General features: G+C 74.5%; 10 protein-coding genes. 4 read left to right on the forward strand and 6 right to left on the reverse strand.

Annotated elements, in window-relative coordinates; all coding sequences use genetic code 11:
* Positions 1-11: 11 nt before the first annotated feature.
* Positions 12-16,466 carry a type I polyketide synthase gene (locus ACIA6C_RS26650; protein WP_399279546.1) on the reverse strand — a complete coding sequence of 5,485 codons (16,455 nt, stop codon included), beginning with the start codon at positions 16,464-16,466 and terminating at the stop codon, positions 12-14.
* 325 nt (positions 16,467-16,791) lie between these two features.
* On the opposite strand from ACIA6C_RS26650, the gene ACIA6C_RS26655 reads away from it, so the two are divergent.
* The 3 genes from ACIA6C_RS26655 (at position 16,792) to ACIA6C_RS26665 (ending at position 19,403) form a co-directional block, all read left to right on the forward strand.
* Positions 16,792-18,351 (forward strand): acyl-CoA carboxylase subunit beta, encoded by a 1,560-nt coding sequence (locus ACIA6C_RS26655; protein WP_399279548.1) that lies wholly within the window; start codon positions 16,792-16,794, stop codon positions 18,349-18,351.
* A 31-nt stretch (positions 18,352-18,382) separates the two neighbouring features.
* The gene (locus tag ACIA6C_RS26660; protein ID WP_399279550.1) at positions 18,383-18,583 is read left to right on the forward strand and encodes an acyl-CoA carboxylase epsilon subunit; all 201 of its coding nucleotides are present in this window, start codon (positions 18,383-18,385) and stop codon (positions 18,581-18,583) included.
* Positions 18,584-18,650: 67 nt separating this feature from the next.
* A complete protein-coding gene (locus ACIA6C_RS26665; protein WP_399279552.1) occupies positions 18,651-19,403 on the forward strand; it encodes a thioesterase II family protein in 753 nt (250 codons plus the stop codon).
* Positions 19,404-19,505: 102 nt separating this feature from the next.
* Here the strand turns inward: ACIA6C_RS26665 and pqqB are convergent, their stop codons facing one another.
* From pqqB to pqqA, 5 genes are all read right to left on the reverse strand, one after another.
* Complete coding sequence (gene pqqB, locus ACIA6C_RS26670; RefSeq protein WP_399279554.1) at positions 19,506-20,405, reverse strand: pyrroloquinoline quinone biosynthesis protein PqqB; 900 nt, start codon at positions 20,403-20,405, stop codon at positions 19,506-19,508.
* Positions 20,402-21,526, reverse strand: coding sequence for a pyrroloquinoline quinone biosynthesis protein PqqE (gene pqqE / locus ACIA6C_RS26675; RefSeq protein WP_399279556.1), 1,125 nt, complete (start codon positions 21,524-21,526; stop codon positions 20,402-20,404). Before pqqE ends, pqqB begins: the two co-directional genes overlap by 4 nt.
* On the reverse strand, positions 21,517-21,771 hold the full coding sequence (gene pqqD, locus ACIA6C_RS26680; protein WP_361140314.1) for a pyrroloquinoline quinone biosynthesis peptide chaperone PqqD: 255 nt from the start codon (positions 21,769-21,771) through the stop codon (positions 21,517-21,519). Before pqqD ends, pqqE begins: the two co-directional genes overlap by 10 nt.
* 40 nt (positions 21,772-21,811) lie before the next feature.
* Positions 21,812-22,510: a pyrroloquinoline-quinone synthase PqqC gene (gene pqqC, locus ACIA6C_RS26685; RefSeq protein ID WP_361140317.1), complete on the reverse strand. Its 699-nt coding sequence runs from the start codon at positions 22,508-22,510 to the stop codon at positions 21,812-21,814.
* 82 nt (positions 22,511-22,592) lie between these two features.
* Positions 22,593-22,712: a pyrroloquinoline quinone precursor peptide PqqA gene (gene pqqA / locus ACIA6C_RS26690; RefSeq protein WP_190187566.1), complete on the reverse strand. Its 120-nt coding sequence runs from the start codon at positions 22,710-22,712 to the stop codon at positions 22,593-22,595.
* A gap of 172 nt (positions 22,713-22,884) precedes the next feature.
* On the opposite strand from pqqA, the gene ACIA6C_RS26695 reads away from it, so the two are divergent.
* Positions 22,885-23,517: a hypothetical protein gene (locus tag ACIA6C_RS26695; RefSeq protein WP_399279559.1), complete on the forward strand. Its 633-nt coding sequence runs from the start codon at positions 22,885-22,887 to the stop codon at positions 23,515-23,517.
* Positions 23,518-23,585: the final 68 nt, after the last annotated feature.

The raw sequence follows: 23,585 nt of genomic DNA on the forward strand, positions 1-23,585 counted from the left end.
TCCGGTCGGTTTCAGCTGGGTTCGCCGCCGGCCATGGCGGCACGAATGAGGTCGTCCACGCCCATGTCCTCGATGGCGGCGCCCTGGTCGGGTGTCTCGGGATCCGTGAACGGGGCCGCCCCGGAGGCCGCTGCCGAGGCTCCGCCGGCGCCCGCCGCGTCGCCTTCCGCCAGTCCGAGCAGGGCGTCGAGCAACCCGGACTCGCGCAGTCGCGCGGCGGGGATGGACAGCAGGGCCCGCCTGATGCCTTCCTCGTCCAAGTGCGGTCCGGCGGCGGGGCCCTCGGGCTCCGTTTCGGGTTCCAGTTCCTCCAGCAGGAACCCGGCCAGGGCGCCCGAGTTGGGGTAGTCGAACATCAAGGTGGCGGGCAGGCGTAGCCCGGTCGCCTTCTGGAGCCGGTTGCGCAGCTCGATCGCGCCGAGCGAGTCCAGTCCGAGCTCGGTGAAGCCGCGGTCCGCCCCGACCCCAGCCGGGTCGCCGTGTCCGAGTACGGCCGCCGCGTGGCCCCGTACGAGTTCCTCCGCGTAGCGGACCCGCTCGGGCCCGGTCGGCAGCCCGGCGAGCTTGGCCCGGACGAGGGAGCCGGCGGTGTCGGCGGCGCCCGTCGCGGGCAGCGCCGTGGGCCGGGCGGTCTGGCGGGCGGCCGGCCCTGCGAGGGCGCGCAGCAGGGCCGGGATCTCGTCGGCGCGTCGTGCCAGCGCCGCGCGGTCGAGCCGGACGGGTGCCAGCAGGCCCTCGTCCAGGGCGAGCGCCGCGTCGAACAGGGCGACGCCGTCGGTGAAGGACAGCTCCAGCACGCCCGAGCGGCTCATGCGCCGCAGGTCGGCCTCGGTGAGTTCGGGGCCCTCGCCCACCGTGCCTTCCCACAGGCCCCAGGCGAGCGAAGTGGCCGCGAGTCCGGCGGCGCGGCGCTCGGCGGCCAGTGCGTCGAGGAAGACGTTCGCCGCGGCGTAGGTGGCCTGCCCGGCGGACAGGATCTGGCCGCCGGCCGAGGAGTACAGCACGAAGGCGGACAGGCCGAGGTCCTTCGTCAGTTCGTGCAGGTGCCAGGCGGCGTCGACCTTGGGCCGCAGCACCTTGCTGACCTGTTCCTTGGTGACGGCTCCGACCAGGGCGTTGTCCATGACTCCGGCGGCGTGCACGACGCCCGTGAGCGGGTGCCCGGCCGGGATCTCGTCCAGCAGCGCGGCCAAGGCGTAGCGGTCGGCCGCGTCGACGGCGACGATCCGTACGTCGGCTCCCGCCGCAGCCAGTTCCGCGCGCAGTTCGGCGGCCCCGGGGGCGTCCGCGCCGCGCCGGCTGGTCAGCACGAGGTGGCGTACGCCCTGCGCGGTGACCAGGTGCCTGGCCAGGACGGCGCCCAGCAGACCGGTGCCGCCGGTGATCAGGACGGTGCCGTCCGGGTCCCACGCCGAGGGTTCGGCGGCCCGGGCGGGCGCTGCGACGTAGCGCGGCACGAGGATCTCCCCGCGCCGGACGGCGACTTCCGGTTCGGCGGAGGCGACGGCGGCGGCCAGCGCGGCCACCGACTCGGGCGCCCCGTCGAGGTCGACGACGGTGAAGCGGCCCGGGTTCTCCGCCTGCGCGGCGCGCATGACACCCCACAGGGGTGCCTGTACGCAGTCCACGGGTTCCGCTTCCGGCCGGGCGGTGGGGACGGCGTCGCGGGTGACGAGGACCAGGCGGGAGTCGGCGAAGCGGGGGTCCGCGAGCCACTGCCCGAGTCCGTCGAGGAGCCGGCCGACGGAGGTGCGGACCTGCTCGGGCACCCCGGCGTTGGTGCCGAAGACGTCGGAGACGTCGGGTGCGGTCAGGACGACCACGTCGGGGACGCGCTGCTCGGAGGCGAGGTCGGCCAGGGCGGCGAGCGAGGCGACCGGGCGCAGACCCGGCAGTCCCGCCCCGACCACCACCCAGTCGTCGGTGGTCGCCGCCGGCCCGGCGGCCGGCTGGTGCGCCTGCCAGTCGACGCGGAACAGGGCACCTTCGCCGCCCGGCCCGTCGCCCGCCAGCTGCTGCGCGGACACCTCGCGCACGACGAGCGCGTCGACGGTGGCGACGGGCTCACCGGTGGGCGCGGTGATCCGCAGTGCGACGGCGTCGGGGCCCGGCTTGGTGAGGCGGACCCGCAGCGCGGATGCTCCGGTGGTGTGCAGGGTGACGCCGGTCCACACGAAGGGCAGGGCGGCCCGGACGGGGCCGTCGGCGTCCTCGTCGAAGATGCGCTCGGCGTGCAGGGCGGCGTCGAGGAGTGCCGGGTGGAGACCGAAGAGGGCGGCGTCGGTGCGGGCGTGCGCGGGGAGCGAGATCTCGGCGTACAGCTCGTCTCCGCGCCGCCAGGCCGCCGTGAGGCCCTGGAAGTGGGGGCCGTACCCGTAGCCGAGTCCGGCGAGGTCCTCGTACATCCCGCTGACGTCGACGGGCCTCGCCCCAGCCGGCGGCCAGGCCTCCAGGTCGGGGGCGGCCGCCGCCGGATCGGGGGCGAGGACGCCGCGGGCGTTGCGGGTCCAGGGCGCGTCGGCCGGAAGGTTCTCGGCCCGCGAGTACAGGGTCACGTCGCGACGGCCGGAGGCGTCCGCCTCGCCCACGACCACCTGCACCGCGATCCCCGTCTTGCCGGGCAGCAACAGCGGCGTCTCCTGCGTGAGTTCCTCCAGCTGGGCGCAGCCCACCTCGTGCCCGGCGCGGAGCGCCAGTTCCACGTACGCCGTGCCCGGGAGCAGCACGCTGCCGTGGACGGCGTGGTCGGCCAGCCAGGGGTGGGTGGCGGTGGAGATCCGGCCGGTGAGGACCGGGGCTCCGGTCTCCGGGGAGACGAGTACGGCGCTGAGCAGCGGGTGCCCGGCGGAGGCCTGCCCCATCCCGGCCGCGTCGCCGACCGCGGCGGGAGCGTCGAGCCAGTAGCGGGTCCTGAGGAAGGGGTAGGTGGGCAGGTCGACGCGCCGGGCGCCGGATCCGGCGAAGAACGCCTCCCAGTCGACGGGTACGCCGGTGGCATGCAGCTGCCCGAGGGCGGCGATCAGGGTTTCGGGTTCGGGCTGGTTCTTGCGGAGGGCGGGTACGAGGACGGCCTGCTCGGAGTCCACGCCCTGCTGGGCCAGACCGGTCAGGACGCCGTCCGGGCCGATCTCCAGGAAGCGGGTGACGCCCTGCGCCTCCAGCGCCGCTACGGCGTCGGCGAAGCGGACGGCCTCGCGGACCTGGCCGACCCAGTACTCAGGCGACCGCCAGCCCTCTGACAACTCGCCCGAGACGGTAGAGACGACCGGAATGCGCGGCGCCGAGAACGTCAGCCGCGAAGCGACCGCACGGAAGTCCTCCAGCATCGGATCCATCAACGCCGAGTGGAAAGCGTGCGAGACCGCAAGCCGACTCATCTTACGGCCTTCGGTGGTGAAGTGCTCACCGACAGCCAGCACAGCGCCTTCGACACCCGAAACCACCACCGACTGCGGCCCGTTCACCGCAGCAATACCCACACCCTCGATGAGAAGCGGGAGCACCTCATCCTCAGTGGCCTGCACCGCAAGCATCGCACCACCGGCGGGCAACGCCTGCATCAACCGGCCACGCGCCACCACCAACTCCGCCGCATCAGCCAGCGACAACACCCCCGCCACATGCGCGGCAGCCAACTCACCGATCGAATGCCCGGCCACCACGTCCGGCGTGACACCCCACGCCTCCACCAACCGATAGAGAGAAACCTCCAACGCGAACAGCGCGGGCTGCGTCACCGCGGTCGCGTTCAACGCCTCCGCATCCTCACCCCACACCACCTCACGCAACGACCGCCCCAGGTGCCGGTCAACCTCCCCACACACCGCATCAAAGGCCTCAGCGAACACCGGGAACGCCTCGTATAGCTCACGCCCCATCCCCAACCGCTGGGCACCCTGGCCGGTGAAGAGGAACGCCGTCCGCCCCCCGGCTCGTGCGGAGCCCCGGATGCCGTCCCCGGCGGCGACGTCGGCCAGGCCCCGCAGTGCGCTCTCGCGGTCCTGGCCGCCGGCCACGACCACCGCCCGGTGTTCCAGCGCCGCCCGGCCCGTCGCGAGGGTACGGGCGACGTCGGTGAGGTCCAGCTCCGGTTCGGCGAGGAGCCGCGCGTGCAGTTCCCCGGCCTGGCGGCCCGGTGCCTGCGGGTCGGCTCCGGACAGCAGCAGCGGCAGGGCCGGCAGGTCGGCCGATCCCGTCTCGGTCGGGACGGCTTCCGGTGCCTCCTCCACGACGAGGTGGGCATTGGTGCCGCTGAGACCGAAGGAGGAGACGGTGGCCCTGCGCGGCCGGTCCGCGCGGCGGGGCCACGGCCGCGCCTCCGTGAGCAGCCGGACGTTGCCGGCTTCCCAGTCGACCTCGGGCGAGGGCTGGTCCACGTGCAGGGTCTTGGGCATCAGGCCGTTGCGCAGGGCCATCACGGACTTGATGACGCCGCTGACACCGGCCGCGGCCTGGGCGTGTCCGATGTTGGACTTGATGGAGCCGAGCCATACCGGGTCGTCGGCGGGCCGCCCCTGCCCGTAGGTGGCGAGGAGGGCCTGTGCCTCGATGGGGTCGCCCAGCCGGGTGCCCGTGCCATGGCCTTCGACGAGGTCCACGTCGGCGGTGGTGAGGCCGCCGGCGGCGAGGGCGCGCTGGATGACGCGCTGCTGCGAGGGTCCGTTGGGGGCGGTCAGGCCGTTGCTGGCGCCGTCCTGGTTGATGGCGGAGCCGCGGATCACGGCGAGTACGTCGTGGCCGAGCCGCTGGGCGTCGGAGAGCCGCTCGACCAGGAGCAGGCCCACGCCCTCCGCCCAGCCGGTGCCGTCGGCGCCGCCCGCGAAGGCCTTGCAGCGGCCGTCGGCGGACAGGCCGCGCTGCTGGGCGAACTCGACGTAGATCTCGGGCGTCGACATGACGGTGACGCCTCCGGCCAGTGCCATGTCGACCTCGCCGCGACGCAGTGCCTGGCAGGCCATGTGCAGGGCGACGAGCGAGGAGGAGCACGCGGTGTCGACGCTGACGGCGGGGCCTTCGAGGCCGAGGGCGTAGGCGACGCGGCCGGTCAGGATGGAGGCCGCGGTGCCGTTGCCGAGGTAGCCGGCGACGTCGTCGGGGATGTGCTGGAGGCGGGATCCGTAGTCGTGGTACATCACGCCGGCGTAGACGCCGGTCTGGCTGCCGCGCATGGCGGACGGGTCGATGCCGGCGCGTTCGAACGCCTCCCAGGCGGCTTGCAGGAGCAGCCGCTGCTGGGGGTCCATCGCGATGGCCTCGCGGGGGCTGATGCCGAAGAACGCCGGGTCGAACTCGGCTGCGTCGTAGAGGAATCCGCCTTCGCGGGCGTACGTCTTGCCGTGCAGACCGGGTTCCGGATCGTAGATGGCGTCGGTGTCCCAGCCCCGGTCGGCGGGGAAGTCGGCGATCGCGTCGCGGCCCTCGGCGACGAGGTCCCACAGGTCCTCGGCGGAGCGTACGCCGCCGGGGAAGCGGCAGCTGATGCCGACGATCGCGATCGGTTCGTCGTCGGCGTACCCGGAGGGAGCGGCAGTCGGTACGGGGGTCCGCTCCGGGTCCGCCGTGCCGAATTCGCCGGCGAGGTGGTCGGCGACGGCGCGGGTGGTCGGGTAGTCGAAGACGAGGGTCACGGGCAGGCGGAGCCCGGTGGCGGCGTTCAGCGCGTTGCGCAGTTCGACGGCGGCCAGGGAGTCGAAGCCCAGTTCCTTGAACGCGCGGTCCGCTCCGACGGTGTCGGTGCTTTCGTGGCCGAGGACGGCCGCGACCTGGGTGGCGACCAGATCGAGCAGGGTCCGTTCGCGTTCCGCCGCGGTGAGGGCGGCCAGCTTTCGGGCCAGGCCGTCGCCGGCGGGGGCGGCCTGGGCGGCGGCGCGCCGGGTCGCGGGCCGGGTCGTGCCGCGCAGCAGCGGCGGGACGTCGGCGCCGCGGGCGTGCAGGGCCGCGGGGTCGACGGGCAGGGGGGCGAGCAGGGCGTGCCGGGTGCGCAGGGCTTCGTCGAACAGTGCCAGGCCGCGGTCGGCGGGCAGGGCGGGCAGGCCGAGCCGCTTCATCTTCTCGATGTCGGCGTCGGTGAGTTCTCCACCGAGGCCGGTGTTGACCGCCCACAGGCCGTACGCGAGTGCGGTGCCTGCTTGCCCTCGTGCTCGCCGGTGCGCGGCGAGCGCGTCCAGGAAGACGTTGGCGGCGGCGTAGTTGCCCTGTCCGGCGGGCAGGACGAGTCCGCCGGCGGAGGAGAACAGTACGAACGCCGTCAGGTCCATGCCCTGGGTCAGTTCGTGCAGGTGCCAAGCGGCATCGGCCTTGGGCCGCATGACGCTGTCCAGGCGCTCCGGGGTGAGCGTGGCGGTCAGGCCGGGGTCCACTACGCCCGCCGCGTGGACGACGCCGGTGAGCGGGTGCGCGTCGGGGACGGCGGCGAGGACGTCGGCGAGTGCGGCCCGGTCGGCGGCGTCGCAGCCCGCGATGCGGACGTCGTGGGCGCCGGCTTCGAGCAGCCGTTCCCGCAGTGCCCCGGCGCCGGGGGCTTCGGCGCCGCGGCGGCTGGTGAGGACCAGGTGCCGGACGCCGTGCCGGGTGACGAGGTGCTCGGCGACGCGGGCGCCGAGGCCTCCGGTGCCGCCGGTGACGAGGACGGTGCCTTCGCCGGTCCAGGGCGCCGGCGCTTCGGGGACGGCCGTCTTGACGAGCCGGGGGGTGAGGAAACGGCCTGCCCGCAGGGCGAGTTCGGGTTCGCCCTGTTCCAGGGCCTGTGCGATGAGGCCGGGGTCGGTGTCGGCCGGTGCGGTGGCGTCCTCGGGGTCGGTGTCGAGCAGCACGATCCGGCCCGGGTTCTCCGCCTGTGCGGCCCGGACCAGACCCCACACGGGTGCCTGGGTGAGGTCGGGGGCGGTTTCCGGATCGGTGGTGACCGCGCCGCGGGTGACGACGACGAGGGTGGAGGCCGCGAACCGGTCGTCTGCCAGCCACGACTGCAGCTGGCCCAGTACGTAGGCGGTGGCCGTACGGGCCGCGTCCGGCAGGGGCTGCCCGGCGGGGGCGGCGGGGCACGCGAGGACGACGGCGGGGGCGTCGGCGAGGATGGCCAGCCCGTATTCGTCCAGGACGACGGCGGAGGGGTCGCCGGGCACGGCGGGCGCCGGCAGGGTGCTCCACTCGATGTGGTGCAGGTCGTCGGAGACGGTGCCGTCGACGGGCTCCAGCTGGTCGGCGGACACGGGCCGGCAGATCAGGGAGGCGACGGTCATGACCGGGCTGCCGGTCTCGTCGGCGACGGTCATCGCCGACTCCTCGGCGCCGCGGATGCGGCGTACGTGGACGCGCAGTGCGGCGGCTCCGGTGGCGTGCAGGCCGACTCCGCTCCATGCGAAGGGCAGCAGCGCCTCGGTTCCGCCCTCGCCCTGGTCGACGAGGACGTCGACGTGCATGGCGGTGTCCAGGAGCGCCGGGTGCAGGCCGTACCGGCCGGCTTCGGCGCGGACCGTCTCGGGCAGTTCGACTTCGGCGAACAGCTCGTCGCCGCGCCGCCAGGCCGCCTTGAGGCCCTGGAAGGCGGGGCCGTAGCCGTAGCCGCGCTCGCGCAGCCGTTCGTACGCGCCCGCCACCTCGACGGGAGTGGCTCCGCGCGGCGGCCACTGGGTCAGGTCGGCCTCGGGCTGCGGGGGCGTCCCGGTGGTCAGGAAGCCGGTGGCGTGCCGGGTCCAGGCGTCCTGGGGAGCGCCGTCGAGGCGGGAGTGGATGTGCAGCGGCCGGCGGCCCGTCCCGTCGGGGGCGCCCGCGGCCACGCGCAGGGCGGCGCCGCCGGTCGCGGGCAGGACGAGGGGCGCCTCCAGCGTCAGTTCCTCCAGGAGGTCGCAGCCGACCTGGTCGCCGAGGCGTACGGCGAGTTCCACGAACCCGGTCCCGGGGAGCAGGACGGCTCCGTGTACGCCGTGGTCGGCGACCCAGGGCTGTCCGGCCGTCGACAGGCGGCCCGTGAGGACGACGGAGCCCGACTCGGGCGACACGACGGCGGCGCTGAGGAGCGGGTGGTCGAGGGGATCGAGGCCGGCGGATCCGACATCGCCCGTCGGGGCCGGTACGTCGAGCCAGTAGCGCTTGCGCTGGAAGGCGTACGTGGGCAGGTCCACGAGGGGGCCGGAGCGGCCCGGCCGGCCGAGGAGGGCGGCCCAGTCGACGGCGGTGCCGCGCGCCCAGGCCGCTCCGGTGCCGGTCAGGGTCTCCCGGGGCTCGTCGCGGTCGCGGCGCAGCAGGGGGATGAAGGCGGTGTCGTCACCGCTGACGCAGCCGGCGCCGAGCGCGGTCAGGACGGCGTCGGGGCCGATCTCCACGAAGGTGCGGACGCCGAGCTCTTCGGCGCGGCGTACGGCGTCCAGGAAGCGGACGGGCTCGCGGACCTGGCGGACCCAGTACTCGGGGTCCTGCCACTGGGCGGAGGCCTCACCGGTGACGGTGGAGACGACCAGCGGGATGCGCGGTGCGTGGAAGGCCAACTCGGAGGCCAGGGAGCGGTACTCATCCAGCATCGGGTCCATGAGGGCCGAGTGGAAGGCGTGGGAGACGGCCAGTCGGCTGGTCTTGCGTCCGGCGGCGGTGAAGTGCTCGCCGACGGCCAGCACTTCGGCCTCCATGCCGGACACGACGACCGACCGCGGCCCGTTGACCGCGGCGATGCCGACTCCTTCGCTCAGGATCGGCAGGACCTCGTCCTCGGTGGCCTGGACCGCGAGCATCGCACCGCCGGCGGGCAGCGCTTGCATCAACCGGCCGCGGACGACGACGAGTCGGGCCGCGTCGGCGAGCGACAGCACGCCCGCGACGTGCGCGGCGGCGAGCTCACCGATGGAGTGGCCGGCGACGGCGTCGGGCTTCATGCCCCACGCCTCCACCAGCCGGTACAGGGCCACTTCGAGGGCGAACAGGGCGGGCTGGGTCAGCGCGGTCGCGTTGAGGGCGTCCGCGTCCTCACCCCACACCACGTCCCGCAGCGACTGCCCTAGGTGCCGGTCGGCTTCGGTGCACACGGCGTCGAAGGCGGCGGCGAACACGGGGAAGGCCTCGTACAGTTCGCGGCCCATGCCGAGGCGCTGCGCGCCCTGGCCCGTGAAGAGGAAGGCGGTCTTGCCGTCCTGGGCCGCCCCGGCTCCGACGCCGGTGCCTGCTGCGACGCCTGCTCCGGCGTCGGCGAGGAGTTCCAGCGAGCGGGCGAGTTCGGCGCGGTCGGCGCCGAGTGCGACGGCCCGGTGCTCCAGTGCGGCGCGGCCGGTGGCCAGGGTCGCGGCGGCGGGGGCGAGTGCCTCGTCCGGGAGGTCGGCGAGGCGCTCGCGCAGCCGCTCGGCCTGGGCCCGCAGGGCCTCGGGGGTGGCCCCGGAGACGGGCCAGGGGATGGCGGGCAGGGACGGGGCGGGCTCGGCGGCGGTGACGGTGGCTTCCTGCCGCGGAGCCTGCTCGATGATGACGTGGGCGTTGGTTCCGCTGATCCCGAAGGAGGACACACCGGCCCGCCGTACTCCGCCGGGTGCGGTCCATTCGCGGGCCTCGGTGAGCAGTGCGACGTCTCCGGCCGACCAGTCGACCTGGTCGGAGGGCGTCTGCGCGTGGAGGGTGCGCGGTAGGACGCCGTGGTCCATGGCCATGACCATCTTGATGATGCCGGCGACACCCGCCGCGGCCTGGGTGTGGCCCATGTTGGACTTGATGGAGCCCAGCCACAGCGGCTGTCCCTCGGGCCGTTCCTGCCCGTAGGTCTCCAGCAGCGCCTGTGCCTCGATCGGGTCACCGAGCCGGGTGCCCGTGCCGTGCGCCTCGACCACGTCGACATCGGCCGCCGACAGGCCTGCATCGGCCAGCGCCTGACGGATCACCCGCTGCTGCGCCGGCCCGTTCGGAGCCGTCAGACCGTTGCTGGCACCGTCCTGGTTCAGCGCAGAGCCCTTCACCACCGCCAGCACCCGGTGCCCGTTGCGCCGCGCGTCCGACAACCGCTCCAGCAACAGGACGCCCGCACCCTCACCCCACCCCGTACCGTCCGCCCCCGCACCGAACGACTTGCACCGCCCGTCCGGGGACAGGCCGCGCTGGCGGCTCATGTCGAGGAAGGTGTCGGGGGTGGACATGATGGTGACACCGCCGGCCAGGGCCAGCGAGCACTCACCGGAGCGCAGGGAACGCGCGGCCATGTGCAGGGCCACCAGGGACGAGGAGCAGGCCGTGTCGACGCTCACCGCGGGCCCTTCCAGGCCCAGCGCGTAGGCGACGCGTCCGGAGACGACGCTGGCGAGGCTGCCGTTGCCGTGGTAGCCGGCCACGTCCTCGGGCAGCGGACCCAGCCGCAGGCCCCAGTCGTGGTACATCACGCCGGCGAAGACACCGGTGCTGCTGCCCTTGACGGAGCGGGGGTCGATGCCGGCGCGCTCGAAGGTCTCCCAGGCGACTTCGAGGAGGAGCCGCTGCTGCGGGTCCATGGCCTGGGCCTCGCGCGGGCTGATCCCGAAGAAGGCGGGGTCGAAACGGGCGGCGTCGTAGAGGAATCCGCCGTCGGTGGAGTACGTCCTGCCGGGCTTGCCGATCTCCGGGTCGTAGAGGTCGGCCGCCCAGCCGCGGTCGGTCGGGAAGGGCCCGATGGCGTCGGCTCCTTCGGCGACGAGCTGCCACAGCTCCTCGGGCGAGGTGACGCCGCCCGGGTAGCGGCAGGCCATGCCGACGATGACGACCGGATCGTCGTCGCCGGAGGCAGCGCGGCGGGGCTCGGGCGCCGCGGTGACGGCGGGGGCGGCGGCCGCGCCGAGGAGCTTGGTGACGAGGTGCTCGGCCAGGGCGGTGGCGGTCGGGTAGTCGAAGGTCAGGGTGGCGCTGAGCCGCAACCCGGTCGCGGTCGAGAGGCGGTTGCGCAGTTCCACGGCCGCCAGGGAGTCGAACCCGGTCTCGGTGAAGGCGCGGGTGGCGGTGACCTCTTCGGCGCTCTGGTAGCCGAGGACGGCCGCGGCTTCGGTGCGGACCAGCAGCAGGACGGTGGCGAGGCGGTCGGCGGCGCCGAGTCCGGCGAGCTGGGCGGCGAGGGGTGCCGGTCCGGTCGCCGGGCCGGTGGCGGCCGGTCCGGCCGCGACGGCCGGGCGGCGCACGGCGGTGCGCACGAGGGCCCGCAGCAGGGTCGGGACGCCGTCGCCGCGCGCGCGCACGGCGCGGTGGTCGACCCGTACGGGGACCACGGCCGGCTCGTTCCCGGCGAGCGCCTCGTCGAGCCGGGCGAGGTTCTCCTCGAAGGTCAGGGAGTCCAGGCCGAGGCGTTCGATACGGGTGAGGGCTGCCGCGTCGAGGGTGGCGCCCATGCCGGCGTCGCCGGCCCACAGGCCCCAGGCGAGGGAGGTGACGACCTGCCCGGCGGCGGCGCGGCGGGCGGCGAGCGCGTCGAGGAAGAGGTTCGCGGCGGCGTAGTTGCCCTGGCCGGCGCCGTCGAGGACGGTGGAGGCGGAGGAGAACAGGACGAACGCGGTGAGGTCGAGGCCCGCGGTCAGCTCGTGCAGGTTCAAGGCTGCATCGGCCTTGGGGCGCAGCACGGTGTCGAGCCTGGCGGGGGTGAGGGAGCCGACGAGGCCGTCGTCGATGACTCCGGCCGCGTGCACGACGGCGGTGAGCGGGTGCCGCTCGGGGATGCGGGCGAGCAGCGCCGCGAGGGCGTCCCGGTCCGCGGCGTCGGTGGCGCTGATGTCGGCGTCGGCGCCCAGGTCGGTGAGCTCGGCCAGCAGTTCGCGGGCGCCGGGGGCGTCGGGGCCGCGCCGGCTGGTGAGCAGCAGGTGGCGTACGCCGTGGTGGCGGACGAGGTGGCGGGCGAGTGCGGCGCCGATGCCCCCGGTGCCACCGGTGATCAGTACGGTGCCGTCGCCGTCCCACGGGGAGGGCCGGTCCTCACCGGAGGAGCCGGAGCCGGGGGCGGGGACGGGGGCGGGGACGGGAGCCAGTCGGGGAACGTACGACCGGGCTCCGCGCAGGGCGAGTTCGGGTTCCCGTGCGGCGGCGGCCAGGGCCCGCCCGAGGTGCTCTTCGCCCGCCGGGTCGGTGTCCACGAGGACGAAGCGGCCGGGGTTCTCCGCCTCGGCGGAGCGTACGAGTCCCCAGACGGGCGCCTGCGCGAGGTCGACGTCGGTGCCGGGTACGGCGGCGCCCCGGCGGGTGACGACGACGAGCCGGGAGTCGGCGTACCGGTCGTCGGCGAGCCAGTCCTGTACGGCGGCCAGCGCGTCGGCGGTGACGGCCCGGACGGCGGCGGGCAGGTCCCCGGCGGGGGTCGGGAGGGCGCGGTGGACGACGTACGGCGCCGGGATGCCTTCGTCGAGGGTCGTGAACGCCACTGCGTCGCCGGGGATTTCGAGCGGGTTCCACTGCACGCGCAGCAGCGGGTCGGGGCGGTCGCCCGCGAGCTGGTCCGCCGTGACGGCGCGCAGCAGCAGGGATTCGACCCGGGCGACGGGCGCGCCGTCGGGACCGGTGACGTCCACCGCGAGTTCCTCGCGGCCGCGCGCGGTGATCCGTACGCGTACGGAGGCCGCGCCGGAGGCGTGGAGGGTGACGCCGTTCCAGGAGAACGGGATCCAGGTCCCCTCGGGCCGGTTCCCCTGGGCGGCCAGGGCGTGGTCGGCGGGGTGCAGGGCGGCGTCCAGCAGGGCCGGGTGCAGGCCGAAGGCGGCGGCTTCGGCGCGGGCGGGCTGCGGGAGTTCGACGTCCGCGAACACTTCGCCGTCGAGGATCCAGGCGGCGCGCACTCCGTGGAACGACGGCCCGTAGCCGTATCCTTCGGCGGCCATGTCGGCGTACAGGCCGGAGACGTCCAGCGGCTCGGCGCCCGCCGGGGGCCACGCTCCCGCCGGGGATGCGGCGGCGGGGGCCGCGGGGGCCAGGACGCCGGTCGCGTGGCGGACCCAGCCGTCCTCGGCGGCGTCGGCGCTGTCGGTGCGGGAATGGCATGCGATGGTCCGGCGGCCCGCCGCGTCGGGGGCGGCGATCAGCACCTGGAGGGCGACTGCGCCCGTCTCCGGCAGGACCAGCGGCGCGTGCAGGGTCAGTTCCTCGACCAGCGCGCAGCCGGTCTCCGCGCCGGCGCGCAGGGCGAGTTCCACGAAGGCGGTACCCGGCAGCAGGGTGGTGCCGGCGATGGTGTGGTCCGCGATCCACGGGTGGGTGCGCAGCGAGAGCCGGCCGGTGAGTACGGTGCTGCCGGCGCCGGCGAGGTCGACCACCGAGCCGAGCAGCGGGTGCCGCACGGCGAGCTGCCCCAGTCCCGAGGGGTCCCCCGTGCTCTTGTCCGGGGTCAGCCAGTACCGCTTGGGGCGGAAGGCGTAGGTGGGCAGGCCTTCCACGCGGCGGGTGGGGCGGCCCGCGTACAGGGCGTCCCAGTCCAGCCGGGCGCCCCGCGCGTGGGCGAGGGCGGCGGCGCCGAGGGCCTCGCGGACCTCGTCCCTGCCCGCGCGCAGCAGCGGCGCGAAGACGGTGTCCGCCTCCCGCTCCTCGGGCAGGCAGTCGCGGCCGAGGGCGCTGAGGACGGCGTCGGGACCCAGCTCCAGGAAGGTGCGGGCGCCGCCGTCGGCGGCCAGCCAGGTGAGGGCGTCGGCGAAGCGGACGGCCTCGCGGACGTGGCCGGTCCAGTAGTCGGGGGAGCAGAGTTCCTCGGAGGTGGCGAGCCGGCCGGTGACGGTGGAGACGAGGGGGATGGCGGGCGGGGCGTAGGCGAGGATTCCCGCGATGCGCCGGAATTCGGCGAGCATCGGTTCCATGAGCGGCGAGTGGAAGGCGTGGCTCACGCGCAGCCGCTTGGTCTTGCGTCCCAGGGCGGCGAAGCGGTCGGCGAGGGCGACGGCGGCGTTCTCCTCGCCGGAGATCACCAGGGCGTCGGGGCCGTTGACGGCGGCGATCGCGACGTGGGGGTGTTCGCCGAGGAGGGGCAGGAGTTCCGCCTCGGTGGCCTGGACGGCGATCATGGCCCCGCCCGGGGGCAGTTCCTGCATCAGCCGGCCGCGGGCGGCGACGAGGGTGGCGGCGTCCTCCAGGTTGAGGACGCCCGCGACGTGCGCGGCGGCGATCTCGCCGATCGAGTGGCCGGCCACGAAGTCGGGGCGCACGCCCCAGGACTCGACGAGCCGGAACAGGGCGACCTCGACGGCGAACAGGGCGGTCTGCGCGTAGCGGGTCTCGTCCAGCAGCGCGGCGGCGTCGGAGCCGGGGGCGGCGAACAGGACGTCCCACAGGGAGGTGTCGAGCTGGAGGTCGAGCCAGCCGATGGCGTCGGCCAGGGTGTCCGCGAACACCGGGTGGGTGTCGTACAACTGCCGGCCCATGGCGAGGCGCTGGCTGCCCTGGCCGGTGAAGAGGAACGCGAGGCGTCCGGCGGGCAGGGTGCCGGTGCGGGTGGCGGGGGTGGTCCCGCCGGCGGCGAGGGTGCGCAGCCCGTCGAGGAGTTCGGCGCGGTCGGCGGCGACGAGGGCGGCGCGGTGTTCGAGGGCGGCGCGACCGGTACCGAGGGCGTGGCCGAGGTCGTCCGGGGTGAGGTCGGGGCGGTCGGCGAAGAAGGCGGCCAGGCGTTCGGCCTGGGCGCGCAGGCCTTCGTCGGAGCGGGCGCTGACGGGTACGAGGGCGGGCCGTGCGGGGGCCTGCGGGGCCGCTCCGGCGTCGGGGTCCGGGCCGGCGGCCCGCTCGGACGAGGCTGCTGCGGCGGCGCCGCGGTCCGGTCCTGCGGCGGCGCGGTCCGCGTCGGCCGCCTCGGCGCCCCGCTCGGCTCCGCGCGGCGCTTCCTCCACGATCACGTGCGCGTTCGTCCCGCTGATGCCGAAGCCGGAGACGCCTGCCCGGCGGGGTCTGCCGCCGTCCTCGGGCCACGGCACCGGCTCGGTGAGCAGGCGAACGGTGCCCGCGGACCAGTCGACGTTCCCGGTGGGCTCGTCGACGTTCAGCGTCTTCGGCAGTACGCCGTGCCGCATCGCCATGATCATCTTCATCAGTCCGGCCACACCGGCCGCGGCCTGCGTGTGCCCCAGGTTGGACTTGACCGAGCCCAGCCACAGCGGCCGGTCCTCCGGCCGCTCCCGCCCGTACGTCTCGATCAGCGCCCGGGCCTCGATGGGGTCGCCGAGCGTGGTGCCGGTGCCGTGCGCCTCCACCGCGTCCACCTCGGCGGCGGACAGCCCGGCGTCCGCGAGGGCCTGCACGATCACGCGCTGCTGCGCGGCGCCGCTGGGGGCGGTGAGGCCGTTGCTGGCGCCGTCCTGGTTGACGGCCGTGCCCCGGATGACGGCGAGGACCTGGTGGCCGTTGCGCCGGGCGTCGCTGAGGCGTTCCACGACGAGCAGGCCGACCCCCTCCGCGAAGGAGGTCCCGTCGGCGCCCGCCGCGAAGGCCTTGATCTGCCCGTCGGGGGCGAGGCCGCGCTGCCGGCTGAACTCGGTGAACAGGCCGGGGGTGCTCAGTACGGTGACGCCGCCGGCCAGGGCCAGGGAGCATTCGCCGCGGCGCAGCGACTGCACGGCCAGGTGCAGGGAGACCAGCGATCCGGAGCAGGCGGTGTCGACGGTCAGCGCCGGGCCCTCCAGGCCGAGCGCGTACGCGACCCGGCCGGAGGTGACGCTGAGGGCGCCGCCGGTGACGAGGTAGCCGGTCAGGGAGTCGGGGGCGTCCTGCACGCGGGGCCCGTACTCGGAGGGGCCGGCGCCGATGAAGACGCCGGTGGGGGTGCCGCGCAGGGAGGTGGGGTCGAGCCCGGTCCGCTCCAGCGCCTCCCAGGCCGTCTCCAGCAGCAGCCGCTGCTGCGGGTCCATGGCGAGCGCCTCGCGCGGGCCTATCCCGAAGAACTCGGCGTCGAAGTCGGGGGCGTCGTGGAGGAACCCGCCGGTGCGGGTGTAGCAGGTGCCGGGGGTCGCGGGGTCGTCGTCGAAGAGGGCGTCGAGGTCCCAGCCGCGGTTGTCGGGGAAGGGGCCTACGGCGCTCTCGCCCCGGGAGACGAGCTCCCACAGTTCCTCGGCGGAGCGCACACCGCCGGGGAAGCGGCCGCTGATGCCGACGACGGCGATGGGTTCGCCGTCGTGGCGCGACGCGCCCTGGGCTTCGGCGGCGCGCGGCGCGGGTGGCCCGGCGGGTGCGCCGAGCAGTTCCGTGCGTACGTACCCGGCCAGCAGTTCGGGGCTCGGGTGGTCGAACGCGGCGGTCACGGGCAGGGCCAGGCCCGTCGCGGCGTTGATCCGGGCGTGCAGGTCGACCATGCCGATGGAGTCCAGGCCCAGTTCCTTGAAGGAGGTCCCGGTCGTGACCACGGGCTCGGTGTCGGGCCTGGCCTTGCGGAGGATCTCGGCGGTCTGCGCGCAGACGAGGTCGAGCAGCAGCCTGGTCTGCTCGCTCTGCGGGAGTCCGGCCAGCCGGCCGGCCGGCTCGGCCCCCGGGCGGACGTCCGCGCCGGACGGTTCATCAGCGACAGGATCGAAGCCCGCGGACATCTGCACGCTCCCAGCTCGGTATCGATTGCCCCGGGCGCGGTTCCGGCCACGGGGTGATCGCACGCTAGGTGGGCCCCGAACGGGCGCGACACCCCTATCCCCCCAGGTGTTGACCCTGCCCGCGGCCGCCCCTCGCCGCGCCCGGCGCCCGCGCCCGCAGGCCGGCCGGGACGACGTGCCTGCTGGGCGGGGGTGCGGGGCGCTACGGGCGTGGTCAGGGGGGTGGTCGGTGTTCTCGGCGCGCTCCCCGGGCGCCTTCAATGGCACGCACTGCCCAGGGCGCCGCCTCCCGCGGGCCCCCGAGGCGAGAAGAGACGGGTGGAGCATGACAGTTGCCGATGTGAACGTCCGAGTGGCCGAACTGGGAGCGATCAAGGAGTCGGCCGAGCTGGGCCCGTCGCCGAGCGCGTCGCAGGCGCAGCACGCCCGGGGCAAGCTGACGGTGCGCGAGCGGCTGGACCTGCTGTTCGATCCGGGCACGTTCCGGGAGATCGAGCAGCTGCGCCGCCACCGGGCTTCCGGTTTCGGCCTGGAGGACCGCCGGCCGCACACCGACGGCGTGGTGACGGGCTGGGGCAAGGTCGACGGCCGCCGGGTGTTCGTGTACGCGCACGACTTCCGGATCTTCGGCGGCTCGCTCGGCGAGGCCCACGCGCAGAAGATCCACAAGGTGATGGACCTCGCGGTCGCGGCGGGCGCCCCGCTCGTCTCGCTGAGCGACGGCGCGGGGGCCCGTATCCAGGAGGGTGTGACCGCGCTCGCCGGTTACGGCGGCATCTTCCGCCGTAATGTCGCCGCTTCCGGTGTGATCCCGCAGATCAGCGTGATGCTCGGGCCGTGCGCGGGCGGAGCGACGTACTCCCCCGCCCTGACGGACTACGTGTTCATGGTCCGTGACATCTCCCAGATGTACATCACCGGCCCCGACGTGGTGCAGGCCGTGACGGGCGAGCGGATCAGTCACAACGACCTCGGCGGCGCGCACGTGCACTCCTCGGTCTCCGGTGCCAGCGCATTCCTGTACGACACGGAGGAGGAGTGCCTGGAGGAGGTGCGCCACCTGGTGTCCCTGCTGCCCTCGAACAACCGGGAGCTGCCGCCGTCGGTGGTGGCGGACGATCCGGCCGACCGGCGGTGCGGATCGCTGGCGGAGCTGGTCCCGGCCGACCCGGGCCGCTCGTACGACATGCGCGCCGTGATCGAGGAGATCGTCGACGACGGGGACCTGTTCGAGGTCCACGCCAACTGGGCGACCAACATCATCTGCGGGCTGGCCCGGCTGGACGGGCACGTGGTCGGCATCGTCGCCAACCAGCCCGCCTCCCTCGCCGGCGTGCTGGACATCCACGCCTCGGAGAAGGCCGCGCGGTTCGTGCAGACCTGCGACGCGTTCAGCATCCCGCTGGTGACCCTGGTGGACGTGCCGGGCTTCCTGCCGGGCAGCGACCAGGAGCACAACGGGGTCATCCGGCACGGGGCGAAGCTGCTGTACGCGTACTGCGCGGCCACGGTGCCGCGGGTGCAGGTGATCCTGCGCAAGGCGTACGGCGGCGCGTACATCGTCATGGACTCGCGTTCGATCGGCGCGGACCTGTCGTTCGCGTGGCCGACCAACGAGATCGCCGTGATGGGCGCGGAGGGCGCCGCCAACGTCGTCTTCCGCCGGGAGATCGCCGCCGCGGACGACCCGGAGACGGCCCGCGCGCAGCGCGTCAAGCAGTACCGCCAGGAGCTGATGCACCCCTACTACGCGGCCGAACGCGGCCTCGTCGACGACGTCATCGACCCGGCCACGACCCGGCAGGTGCTGGTGGACGCCCTGGAGGCGCTGCGGGCCAAGCACGTGCCGCTGCCCGAACGCAAGCACGGCAACCCGCCGTTCTGACCGCCGTGCGCGAGAGCGAGGAGTACGCCCCATGACCGAGCGGGCCGAACCACTGATGAGGATCGAGCGCGGGGCCCCGGACAGCACCGAACTCGCCGCGCTCCTCCTGGTGTTGCTCGCCGCCGGGCGAGAACGGGAACACCCCGGCGCGCACGCCGCGCACGAATCCCGCGCCGCCGCCTGGGGGCCGGCGCGCGGCTGGCGCCCGCCCGGCACCTGGACCGCCCGGTGAGCCGGGCGGCCCCTTCCCACCGCCACCTTCACCGCACCACACCTCACGAAACGGGACGTAGAACGACATGACCGCGACCACGACCGCCGGCGCCTGGCTGCGCCGCTTCCACCCCGCCGAGGACGCACCCGTACGGCTGGTCTGCCTGCCGCACGCGGGCGGCTCGGCCAGCTACTACTTCCCGGTCTCCCGGGCCCTGTCCCCCCAGGCCGACGTAGTGGCCGTGCAGTACCCGGGCCGCCAGGACCGCCGCCACGAGCCGTGCCTGGACGACGTACGGGAGCTCGCCGACCGGGTGGTGGCGCAGCTGCTGCCGTGGTGCGACCGGCCGGTGGCACTGTTCGGGCACAGCCTGGGCGCGACCCTCGGCTTCGAGGTGGCGCTGCGGCTGGAGGAGGCCGGGCACGGGCCGGTGGCGCTGTTCGCCTCGGGCCGCCGGGCGCCGTCCCGGCACCGGGAGAACGAACGCATCCACCTGGCACCGGACGAGCGGCTGCTGGCCACCATCAAGGCGATGAGCGGTACGGACCCGGCGGTGCTGGCCGACGACGAACTGCTGCGGGCGGTGCTGCCGGCGATCCGCGGCGACTACAAGGCTGCGGAAACCTACCGGTACCGGCCGGGACCGGTGCTGGAGTGCCCGGTGGTGGTACTGAACGGGGACGCCGACCCGGAGGTGACCGCCCTGGAGGCCGAGGGCTGGACCGACCACACGAGGGGTCCGGTGTCCTTCCACTGGTTCACCGGCGGGCACTTCTACCTGAACGAGCACGCCGCGGAGGTGATCGGCCTGGTCCGGCGGCGCCTCGCGGGGTCCTGAACGAGCGGGGTCCTGAACGAGCGGGGTCCTGAACGAGCAGGGTCCTGAACGAGCGGGGTCCGGCTGCCGTCGGGGCAGCCGGACCCTCTCGCCCGCGGGTGCTCAGAGTTCGAGGCGCGTCCCGTCCGCAGGGATCTCCGCTCCGGCCCCGCAGACCTCCAGGTGCTCCTTGGAGCCGGGATCGGCCATCGGGTTGGTGTTGTTGAGGTGTGTGTACGCCCACCGGGTGCCCGGCCGCGTGGCGCGCAGCCGCCGGACGTGCTCCAGGCTGCCGCCCTCCCCCGCCACCGGCAGGTGACCCATCGCCGCCTGCGGGGCCGTCGTCCCGGCGGCGCCCGTCGCACCGCCGAATTCCCGCGCCGTGTGGAACGTACCGTCGAGCAGGACGTAGCCGGCGCCCGCGGTGAAGGCGTCGAAGCCGTCGGGCCAGCGGGCCAGGCAGGGCGCGTACACGAAGGCGCCGCCCGTGGCCGGGTCCTCGAAGCGGTAGGCGACCACCCACGGGCCGGCCCCGGCCGAGCCGCGCGCGTATTTGGGGCGCTTGTCGCCGACCGCGAAGGCGATGACCCGCAGGCCCCCGATGTCCCGCGCCCCGCCCGCCGTCAGCTCGGACCACTCCCAGCCGCTGTAGCCGCCGAGGATCCCCCGCACCGGGAAGCCCTCGTCCAGCGCCCCGAGCACGGCCCTGCCCGCCCACACGCGCAGCCCGCCGCCCTCGCGGAGCATCATCAGGCCCAGCGTGTGGTCGAGCTCGGCGTCCGTCAGCAGCACCCCGCGCACCGGGGTCTGGCGGGGGCCGGGGCCGGCCGCGAGCTCCGGGGTCGCGAGGATCTGCGCACGGATGTCGGGCGAGGCGTTGACGAGGTACCAGTCGCGGCCGTCCGCGCTGACGGCGACGCCGTCCTGGCTGCGGGCGGGCGCGCCCGAAGTGCACACCGGGCAGGCGCAGTTCCACTGCGGGCAGCCGCCGCCGGCCGCCGTGCCGAGCAGGACGACCTTCATCGGCGCACCGCCGCGACCGGTCGGGGTCCGCGCATGACCATCTCCGGCGGCGCCGCGCCGGGCGTCGCCAGCAGCAGGTCGACGACGCCGCGCCGGTCCGACTTGGAGCAGACGGGGTCGGTCGCGGCGGCGTCCCCGGTGAACAGGAACGCCTGGCAGCGGCAGCCGCCGTGGTCGACGGAGCGCCGGTCGCAGCTGCGGCACAGGTCCGGCATCCATTCCTCGCCGCGGTAGGCGTTGAAGGAACCGGACTTGTACCAGATGTCGCCGAGGGGGGTGTCCTTGACGTTGTCGAGGCTGAGGGTGGTGATCGCACTCGCCGCCGGGCAGGGCAGCACGGTCCCGTCGGGGGCGACCGTGAGCTGGAGGGCGCCCCAGCCGTGCATGCACGGTTTGGGGTAGGGCTCGTAGTAGTCCGCGAGGACGTACACGATCTCCATGGTGCCTTTGAGTCGCTCGATGGCGGCCCGCACGACCGGCTCGGCCGCTGCCAGCTGCTCGGGGGTGGGCATCAGGGCCGCCCGGTTGCGCAGCGCCCAGCCGTAGTACTGGGTGTTGGCGAGCTCCAGGCGGTCGGCGCCCATGGCCTCGGCGAGTTCGATGAGGCCGGCGAGCTGGTCGTGGTTCCCGCGGTGCAGGACGGCGTTGACGGTGAGCGGCAGTCCGCGTGCGCGGACCAGCGCCGCGGCGGTGATCTTGTGGTGGTGGGCCCTGGCGCCGGCGAGCAGGTCGGCCCGTTCGGCGGTCGCGCCCTGCACCGACAGCTGGACGTGGTCCAGTCCGCGGTCGGCCAGGTCCGCGAGGCGCGCTTCGGTCAGTCCGAGGCCGCTCGTCACGAGGTTGACGTACGCGCCGAGGCCGCTCACGTGCGAGACGAGCTCCGGCAGGTCGGGGCGGGCCAGCGGCTCTCCGCCGGACAGGTGCACCTGGAGGACGCCGATGTCGCGGGCCTGGGTGAACACCTCCGTCCACTGCCCGGTGCTCAGCTCCTTCTCGCGCTCGATCAGTTCCAGCGGGTTGGAGCAGTAGCCGCAGTGCAGGGGGCAGCGGTGGGTGAGTTCGGCGAGCAGCCCCAGCGGCGGGGCGGCCGCCGGTGTCGCCGGTGCGGGGGTCAGGTCCATCGGACGACTCCGTTCTCGGCGAGCCGCGTCAGCACCGCGCCCACCTCTTCCTCGCGCACCCCGGCGTAGGTGGCCCCCAGCGCCTCGGCGATCCCCGGGACGGTCGTCGCCCCGTCGCACAGTTCGAGTACGGAGACGGCCGTGCGGTTGGGCACGAGCACGCCCTCGGGGTGGAGGACGACGTGGGTCTGCCGGGTCTTGTCGTAGATGAGCCGCACACCGCGGCCGAGTACGGGCCGGTCCACGGCCACTCCTTCTCGCAGGTCTCGCAGGTTCGGTTCCCCGTCACCCGTGCACGGGGACGGCGGCGCGTTCGATGGCGTCGAGCATCAGCCACAGCACCTCGCACTTGAAGCGGAGCGCGGCGACGGCCGCGTCCTGCTGCTCGCGGGTGGTGGCGTACCGGACGACGATGTCGAGGGTGCCCTTGCCCTCGCCGGAGACCGCTTCGATCCGGTCGGTGAAGTAGGCGAGGTCCTCGGCGCGGATCCAGTCGTAGTGGGCGAGCATGTCGGTGACCCTGCGGGTCATCAGGTGCCCGGCGAACATCTCCGTCAGACCCGAGGCGACCGCCTCGGTCCACGGCCGGGTGCGGGCGAAGGTGACGTACGCGTCGACCGCGAACCGCACCCCGGGCAGCAGGTGGCGTTCGTCCAGCACCTCTTCGCGGGTCAGGCCCACGGCCTCGCACAAGCGCATCCACCGCTCGATGCCGCCCTCGTCGCCGGGGGTGCCGTCGTGGTAGGCGAGGCGGTCGACCCAGGCGCGCCTGACCTCCGGCAGCGGGCAGTTGCTGATGATCGCCGCGTCCTTCTGCGGCAGCATGCGCTGGTAGTACCAGCGGTTCGCGGCCCACAGCCGCAGCTCGCGCCGGTCCAGGCCGCCGCTGTGCAGGCGCTGGTGGAAGGGGTGGGCGCCCCAGTACGAGGAGGACAGCCCGCGCAGGGCGCCGACGAACTCGGACTCCCCCAGAAGTGTGGTCATATCAGTTTCCCGCCCGTGGTCCATTGTCCTGTGCCCGTGGCGGGAGCCGTGTCCGCCGGCTCCCGCCGTCCCGAGGACCGGTTCACTTCTCCAGGCGCGCGGCGTACGCGGTGACCTCGAAAGCCGTCTCGAAGGCGACGAAGTCGGGGGTCGTCCACACCTCGGTGGTCCACGCCTCGGGGGTCTCGGTAATCTCAGCCATGGTGTGCTCCTTCGCTCGGTGCCGTGCCGATTCCGGCAGAAACCTACGGCCGCCGGCGGGCGCCGCCGATCCCCTAAACACCCCTGACCGCTGTCCGGCACCCCTGCCACGGGCGTCACCCGGCCGGCTGACCCCGTTGGCCGTCGGGCGCCGGGCCCGGCTTGCTGGACGGATGAGACAGCGATCACCGGGCGCGTCCCGGACACAGAACCTGGAGACGCCCCGGGCGGCGGGGGTGGCGGGCATCGTCTTCGCGGTCCTGCTGGCCGCGGCGATCGTGCTCGCCCGTCTCGGGCTGCCCGAAGGGACCGCCGACTCCGCGGTGCGGCCCGACGCCGGGCAGCGCAACGAGCTGAGCACGGCCGTGGAGCTCGTCCCCTTCGCCGGCATCGCCTTCCTGTGGTTCATGGGCGCCGTGCGCGCGCACACCGGGGAGGCCGAGGACCGGTTCGTCGCCACCGTCTTCCTGGGCAGCGGACTGGTCTTCGTCGCCTCCCTCTTCGGCGCCGCCGCGGCCGCCGGGACCGTGCTCTCCGCCCACCAGCCCCAGGACTTCGGCCGGCATTTCGCGTACGAGCTGCTCACGACGTACGGCATGCGGATGGCCGCCGTCTTCGTCTTCGCGACGTCCACCATCGGACGCAAGCTCGGCGTCTTCCCGCGCGCCCTGAGCGCGGCCGGGCTCGTGGCCGGCCTGGTGCTCCTGGTGGTGGGCTCCTCCGTGCCGTGGTCCGAGCTGGTGTTCCCCGCGTGGGCGCTCCTGATCAGCCTGTACATCCTGCGGGCCGCCACGCCCACACCGTGACGGCGCGGGAGCGGACGACCGTCACCTGGATGGTCCGGCCGGACGGGCCGGAACGGCCCGCGCACGGC

Source organism: Streptomyces sp. NPDC051578 (genome assembly GCF_044454045.1).
GTDB lineage: Bacteria > Actinomycetota > Actinomycetes > Streptomycetales > Streptomycetaceae > Streptomyces.